The following is a 6,345-nucleotide window of genomic DNA, read 5'->3' as shown; positions in this document are numbered from 1 at the left end:
GCCAACTTCATGGGATTCGTCAAACTCGCAGCCATCGCCATCTGGCTCAAATAGCTAAATCGTCACTACCGCCTAGTAGGCTTGGCGCATGCGACCAATCCTTCGGGCGCGTTCTTCCGGTGTCCAGATCTCGCGCTTGTTTTCACGGGGAGTGCTGCGTCTATTCAACTTGAACCGGGAGACAAGCTCTGTCAGAACGGCAGTGCCGTCCGAAAGCGATTGGCTGATCTGCGTGGACTGTGCAACCATCTCGGCGTTCGCCTTTGTGATTCGATCGACATCCATGACGGAGTGGTTGATTTCCTCAAGTGCAAGAGCTTCCTCGGCAGAGGATGTGGCGACGCCATCGACATTGCGATCGATTGCCTCTACGAAACTTTCGATCTCCTGCAGGGCCTTGCCAGTTTCGCCGACCAGCCGGACGCCATCCTTCACTTCATCCGCTGACGTGCTGACCAGCCTCTTGATATCCTTCGCAGCACTCGCAGAACGTTGTGCAAGCTCACGTACCTCCTGCGCCACGACGGCAAAGCCCTTGCCGGCCTCACCGGCGCGTGCAGCTTCTACCCCAGCGTTAAGGGCCAGCAGGTTTGTCTGAAAGGCGATTTCGTCAATCACCCCAATGATCTTGCCGATCTCGTTCGACGCAGCCTCGATCCGCTCCATTGCGCTCACCGTATTGCGAACGACCTCGACAGATGAGGCTGCAGCCAGACGCGCATCGCTTGCAAGCTTTCGCGTCTCCCGCGTACGTTCGGTTGCGGAACGAACATTCGACGTGGCTTGAGCAAGTGCTGTTGCCGTGGTTTCCAGAGCGGCAACTTGCTGGCGCGTGCGGGCGGACAATTCTTCGGCTGACTTGCTCATGGCCGCACCGTTCTCCATCAGGAACTCGGCCTGATTGAGTACGCCGGAAAGGGTCTGCTGGAAGGCGCCGATCGAACTATTGAAATCCTGTCGCAGGGGTTCGAATTCGGCGCTGAAGGTATTGTCGAGGGTCATGCGTATATTGCACTCGGCAAGGCGATGCAGTCCGGCACCGAGTTCTTCGATAACGCGTACCCGTTCGGAAACATCGGTCGCAAACTTGACCACTTTCAGCACCTTGCCATCGCGGTCGACGATTGGGTTATAGGACGCCTGGATGTCGACGCGCTTTCCACCTTTGCCAAAACGGGTGAACTGATCCGCGATGAAGGCACCGGCCCCCAGTGTTGACCAGAACTCGCGGTAATCGCGAGACGCAGCATAGTCTTGATCGCAGAACATTGAATGGTGTCGACCGATGATCTCTTCGCGCGAATAGCCCATAGTTTGAAGGAAGTTGGAATTCGCCTCAATGATCTCACCCGTCGGCGTAAATTCAATGCTGGCTTGCGCGCGATCCAGTGCCGCGAGCTTGCCTTCTGCATCCAGCGTTCGGAGCTTTTGCGCCGTGATATCCGTCGCGAACTTCACGACTTTGAACGGCTTTCCGCCTCGATAAACCGGGTTGTAGGAGGCTTCGATCCAGATCTCCCGGCCTCCCTTCGCTAAGCGTTTGTATTGACGCTGGTCAAAACGACCCTCGGCGAGACTGGACCAGAACTGCTTGTATTCGATAGATGCCGCTTCGGCGGGCAACACGAACATACGATGATGCTGCCCAACGATCTCCGACAGTTGATATCCCATGACCTTGAGGAAGTTCTCGTTCGCGTGCAGGATCCGACCGCCAAGGTCGAACTCTATGATTGCCTGCGATCGGTTAAGTGCTGCGAGTATAGACCGCGCATCGCTGCCGAGATCAAAAATAGACATGAAAGCCTCATAGGCGGAAAGAACCTGGCTAGTGGACAATAAATAGTAAGATTTTACTAATTTATTAAAATAGAGGAGTTTGTGTTAGAAAACATTGATGGAGTGCAGCGTTTTGGCTTCTCCTACATCGCGCAAGATAAGAGATGCACTCCGCAAGATTTATACCCTTCCGGAGTACGATGCAGCGGTTGTGCTACTTGTTGGCCATCTTCGCCATGCTCTCCGGATAGCGCTCGCCCTTGACCTTCGAGGGAGCAAGCATGTCACCCAATTCGGCAAGTTCCTTTGCAGACAAATCGATATCTGCTGCGGCGACATTCTTCTCCAGATTGGCAATCTTCGTTGTACCGGGAATTGGTACGATGAAATCACCCTGTGCCAGCACCCATGCCAAAGCCAGTTGACCTGCGGAAACACCTTTCTTCGCGGCCATCTCTTCAAGTAGATGAACCAGCGCAAGGTTCGCATCGAAATTCTCGCCCTGGAACCGGGGAAGGCTGCGCCGGAAATCGTTTTCGGCAAGGCCATCAAGATTTTTCAGGGCGCCGGTTAGCGCGCCGCGACCGAGTGGCGAAAATGGAACGAAGCCGATACCGAGTTCCCGGCAGGTATCCAGAACACCGTTTTCCTCGGGGTCACGAGTCCACAGGGAATACTCGCTCTGGATGGCGGCGATGGGATGGACGGCGTGCGCGCGCTTGAGCGTTGCGGCGCTTGCCTCGGAAAGTCCGAGTGCCCGCACCTTGCCTTCCTTCACCAGTTCCGCCATGGCGCCGACGGTTTCTTCGATCGGGACGTCCGGGTCCACGCGGTGCTGATAAAATAGGTCGATCACCTCGACGCCGAGCCGCCTGAGGGAAGCTTCCGCGACAGCCCGTACATGGTCCGGACGGCTGTCGACGCCCGACGGGCGCGCGGCCTTTGCCTCATCGCTGATGGTAAAGCCGAATTTGGTCGCGATCAGCACCTTGTCCCGGTAGGGCTTGAGGCCCTTTCCCACCAGTTCCTCATTGGTAAACGGTCCATAGACTTCCGCCGTGTCAAACAGCGTCACGCCCAGTTCCACAGCGCGTGCCAGCGTATTTAAGGAAGCCTGCTCTTCGATGACGGCTGTGTAGGCATGGGTCATCCCCATGCAGCCCAGCCCGAGAGCGGAGGTTTCCAGGGATCCAAGTTTTCTCTTTTGCATGGTCTAACCCTTCCGGTTGACGGATCGGCTTTAGCCGATCGTGATGCGATATCTGAGATGCCCGTCCGACTGGACGAAGCTGTCATAAAGTTTCCGCGCCGTAGCGTTCGTCTCGGCCGTGTGCCAATAGAGCCGGGACCAGCCATTGGCTTTCGACAGATCGACCAGATCCTGCAACAGCGCGCGCCCCACGCCTTTGCCGCGCTGGCTTGCATCGACAAACAGGTCTTCGAGATAGAGATCCTTGCCGAGAATCCATGTGCCTTCATGGGTCAGGCAGAGCGCGAAGCCTTCAACGCGCCCATCAACTTCTGCAACGCGCATGAAGATGCTGCTATCGGGGCTGAGCGCCTTGGAAAAGGTCGAGGCCGAGATCTCGTCCGAAACCGTGACCTGATAGAAATCCAGATAGCTGGCCCAGAGTTCGCGAAAGCGCGCCTCATCGCCAGCCGTGGCATTGCGGATCAAGATGCCCATCAGAGACCGGCCTCGTTCAAGCGCGCCATCTGGTCGGCAGACAATTGAAGCGAGCCCACGGCCACGATCGATTCCAGCTGTCGCAGGGATGTTGCAGAGGCAATCGGTGCGGTGATTCCCGGCCGCGCAGCCACCCAGGCGATCGCGATGCTGGCCGCAGACGCATTGGTTTCGACCGAGATCTCGTCCAGCGCCGCAAGGATACGCATCCCCTTGTCGTTGAGATAATCGGCGACGCGATAGGAGCGCGCGACACCCTCGGTATCCTTTAACTCGCGATATTTGCCGGTCAGAAATCCTGCGGCCAGCGCATAGTAGCTGATAACGCCGATTTCCTCACGCTGGCAGAGGTCCGCAAGCGCCCCCTCGAATTTCTCGCGAGTGTAAAGATTGTATTCTGGCTGAAGCACGTCGTAGCGCGGCAGGCCCTTGCTGGCAGCAGCGTCGAGCGAGGCCTGCAACTGCGTCGCATTATAGTTCGAGCACCCGATGGCACGCACCTTCCCGGCCTGTTTCAGCTTTGCGAAGGCCTCCAGGCTCTCCTCGACAGGAACTTCGGTATCCGGCTTGTGGGCCAGATAGAGATCGACATAGTCGGTTCCGAGCCGCTTCAGGGAGGCGTCGATCGCCTGTTCGATCCAGCCCTTGGAGAGCCCTGTCTTCTGGCCGCGATTATCGAAGCCGACCTTGGTGACGATGATGGCCTTGTCACGGCTGACGCTTCCGCGTTTCAGCCATCTGCCAATCACCTCTTCGCTCTCGCCACCCTTGTGACCATCGACCCAGGCCGAATAGACATCGGCGGTATCAATGGTGTTGAAGCCCGCGTCGAAGAAGCGATCGAGCAGGTCGAAGGATGTCTTTTCGTCGGCGGTCCAGCCAAAGACATTGCCGCCGAATACGACAGGGGCGATCGAAAGACCTGTGCGGCCAAGGGCGCGGTGTTGCATGAAATCTGCTCCTGGAATTTCAATGGATAGGTTGGGGATATGGAGCAACGCTATCCTGATGGAAGGTCATGCACCAATCAAAAGGCGTTATGGAGGATCACGGAAATAAATCGATTGGATTGACCTCCGAACAGCAATTGCATCCGCCTCATGCGGTTCGTAAGGTAGACCGAAAATAGTGAGGAGATCCCCATGTTCCGTTTCGGAATCCTTTCCACCGCCCGTATCGGTCAGAACGCTGTCATTCCCTCCATTCAGGATGCGGAGAATGCGGTCGTCAGTGCAATTGCCAGCCGCGACATGACCCGCGCCCGTGCCATGGCGGATCGATTTTCAGTGCCGCATGCCTTTGGTTCCTATGAGGAAATGCTGGCATCCGATGTAATCGATGCCGTCTATATCCCGCTGCCCACCAGTCAGCATGTCGAATGGACGATCAAGGCGGCAGAAGCGGGCAAGCATGTGCTGTGCGAAAAGCCCATCTCGTTGAAGGCCAGTGAGATCGACAGGCTTATCGAGGCAAGAGATCGCAACAAGGTGCTGATCTCGGAAGCCTTCATGATCACCTATGCCCCCGTGTGGCACAAGGTGCGGGAACTTCTGCGCAATGAGGCCATCGGGCGTCTGCGCCACGTGCAGGGTGCGTTCAGCTATTTCAACCGCGATCCTTCCAACATGCGAAACATTCCGGAGTTGGGCGGCGGTGGCTTGCCGGACATCGGCGTATATCCGACCATGGCCACCCGTTTCGCTACCGGCAAGGAGCCATTGCGGATTCAGGCCACGACGGAGCGTGATCCGGAGTTCGGAACCGACATCTATTCCAGCGTAAAAGCCGATTTCGGCGATTTCGATCTGACCTTCTATGTCGCCACCCAGATGGCTGCCCGGCAGGTCATGGTGTTCCACGGCACCAAGGGCTTCATCGAGGTCAAGTCGCCGTTCAATGCGGATCGCTACGGGGCCGAGGAGGTCGAACTGACCGACCAGGGTCACGGACGCTCAGAAGTGTTTCGATTCCAGGATAGCAGGCAGTACAAGCGTCAGGCAGAGGCCTTCGCTCGCGCCGCAACCGGCAACCAGGCCGAGGTGGTCACGCTGGAAAGCTCGCGTGCCAACCAGCAATTCATCGATGCCATCTATCGCGCAAGCGAACACGACGGCTGGGAAAAGGTCTAGTCCCGCTTGTCTGGTCGCTGGAAACGGCGAATTCGTTTCAGGCCAAAGGCAAGAAACGCAAGGGAGCCGAGCCACGACAAGGCGAGATGAACGACCGGCTGAACGATTGGCGCTCTTTCGCTCAAGACAGCGAAGAGCCCCGTATTGACGACAACGGTGATGACAACGAGCGGCCAGAGACCGGGCCGCTCGACAAAGGCGCGTGGTGGCTTGCCGAAACCGGTGAGCAGGCGAATGGCCTGGGCAATCCCGTAAGCCAGGACGAGCGACATGAGCCGCGAGACGATCAGTCCCTGCATGCTTGTATCGAGGACCATGAAGAGCAGCAGGTCGGCAAGCACTGTAACACCGACCATGACCAGCCAGTCTGTTTTCTCGCGCCGTTCAGACATTGATGGTCAGCAATCCCGCAATGATCAGGAAAGCTCCAACCGCGTATCGCAGGCTCAAGGGCTCGCCGAAGAAGATTTGCGCCAGCACGGGCACAAAGCAGAATGTAAGGCCCATGAATGAATAGGCGATCGTCAGCGGCACGGACTTCAGTACATAGATCCAGATGATTGTACCGAGCCCGTAAAGAATAAGAGCTGCGATAAGGATAGGGTTCAGCGCCAGTGACAGGAGGCCGTTGACCGAAAAGGAACCCGCGGTCTGGCTCGTCATCTTGAAGAGCACCTGGCCCATGGCGATCATCAGCGGTGTGCCGATCAGCCCGAGCCAGAGTGCCGGTGTGAGGCTGGAAAAATCCAT

Annotated in this window: 7 protein-coding genes; 1 reads left to right on the top strand and 6 read right to left on the bottom strand. The window is 57.2% G+C overall.

Annotation, left to right across the window (positions count from 1 at the left end):
• Positions 1-72: 72 nt before the first annotated feature.
• From MUU53_RS19075 to MUU53_RS19060, 4 genes are all read right to left on the bottom strand, one after another.
• Entirely contained in the window at positions 73-1,800 is a 1,728-nt protein-coding gene (locus tag MUU53_RS19075; RefSeq protein ID WP_247262303.1) for a methyl-accepting chemotaxis protein, read from the bottom strand.
• 193 nt (positions 1,801-1,993) lie between these two features.
• The gene (locus MUU53_RS19070; protein ID WP_247262302.1) at positions 1,994-2,989 is read right to left on the bottom strand and encodes an aldo/keto reductase; all 996 of its coding nucleotides are present in this window, start codon (positions 2,987-2,989) and stop codon (positions 1,994-1,996) included.
• A 30-nt stretch (positions 2,990-3,019) separates the two neighbouring features.
• Positions 3,020-3,466: a GNAT family N-acetyltransferase gene (locus MUU53_RS19065; protein WP_247262301.1), complete on the bottom strand. Its 447-nt coding sequence runs from the start codon at positions 3,464-3,466 to the stop codon at positions 3,020-3,022.
• Positions 3,466-4,416 carry an aldo/keto reductase gene (locus tag MUU53_RS19060; protein WP_247262300.1) on the bottom strand — a complete coding sequence of 317 codons (951 nt, stop codon included), beginning with the start codon at positions 4,414-4,416 and terminating at the stop codon, positions 3,466-3,468. The genes MUU53_RS19065 and MUU53_RS19060 overlap by 1 nt, the downstream gene beginning before the upstream one ends.
• 192 nt (positions 4,417-4,608) lie before the next feature.
• Here MUU53_RS19060 and MUU53_RS19055 point away from each other — a divergent pair, with 192 nt between their 5' ends.
• The gene (locus MUU53_RS19055) at positions 4,609-5,595 is read left to right on the top strand and encodes a Gfo/Idh/MocA family protein (protein WP_247262299.1); all 987 of its coding nucleotides are present in this window, start codon (positions 4,609-4,611) and stop codon (positions 5,593-5,595) included.
• Here MUU53_RS19055 and MUU53_RS19050 read toward each other — a convergent pair.
• Together MUU53_RS19050 and MUU53_RS19045 are read right to left on the bottom strand one after the other, a co-directional pair.
• The gene (locus MUU53_RS19050; RefSeq protein WP_247262298.1) at positions 5,592-5,987 is read right to left on the bottom strand and encodes a hypothetical protein; all 396 of its coding nucleotides are present in this window, start codon (positions 5,985-5,987) and stop codon (positions 5,592-5,594) included. The two genes, MUU53_RS19055 and MUU53_RS19050, sit on opposite strands and share 4 nt — an antisense overlap.
• Complete coding sequence (locus MUU53_RS19045; protein ID WP_247262304.1) at positions 5,980-6,345, bottom strand: EamA family transporter; 366 nt, start codon at positions 6,343-6,345, stop codon at positions 5,980-5,982. Before MUU53_RS19045 ends, MUU53_RS19050 begins: the two co-directional genes overlap by 8 nt.

This window comes from Affinirhizobium lemnae (assembly GCF_022968395.1).
Lineage (GTDB): Bacteria > Pseudomonadota > Alphaproteobacteria > Rhizobiales > Rhizobiaceae > Neorhizobium > Neorhizobium lemnae.
This window is presented reverse-complemented; position numbering and strand designations above follow the sequence as displayed.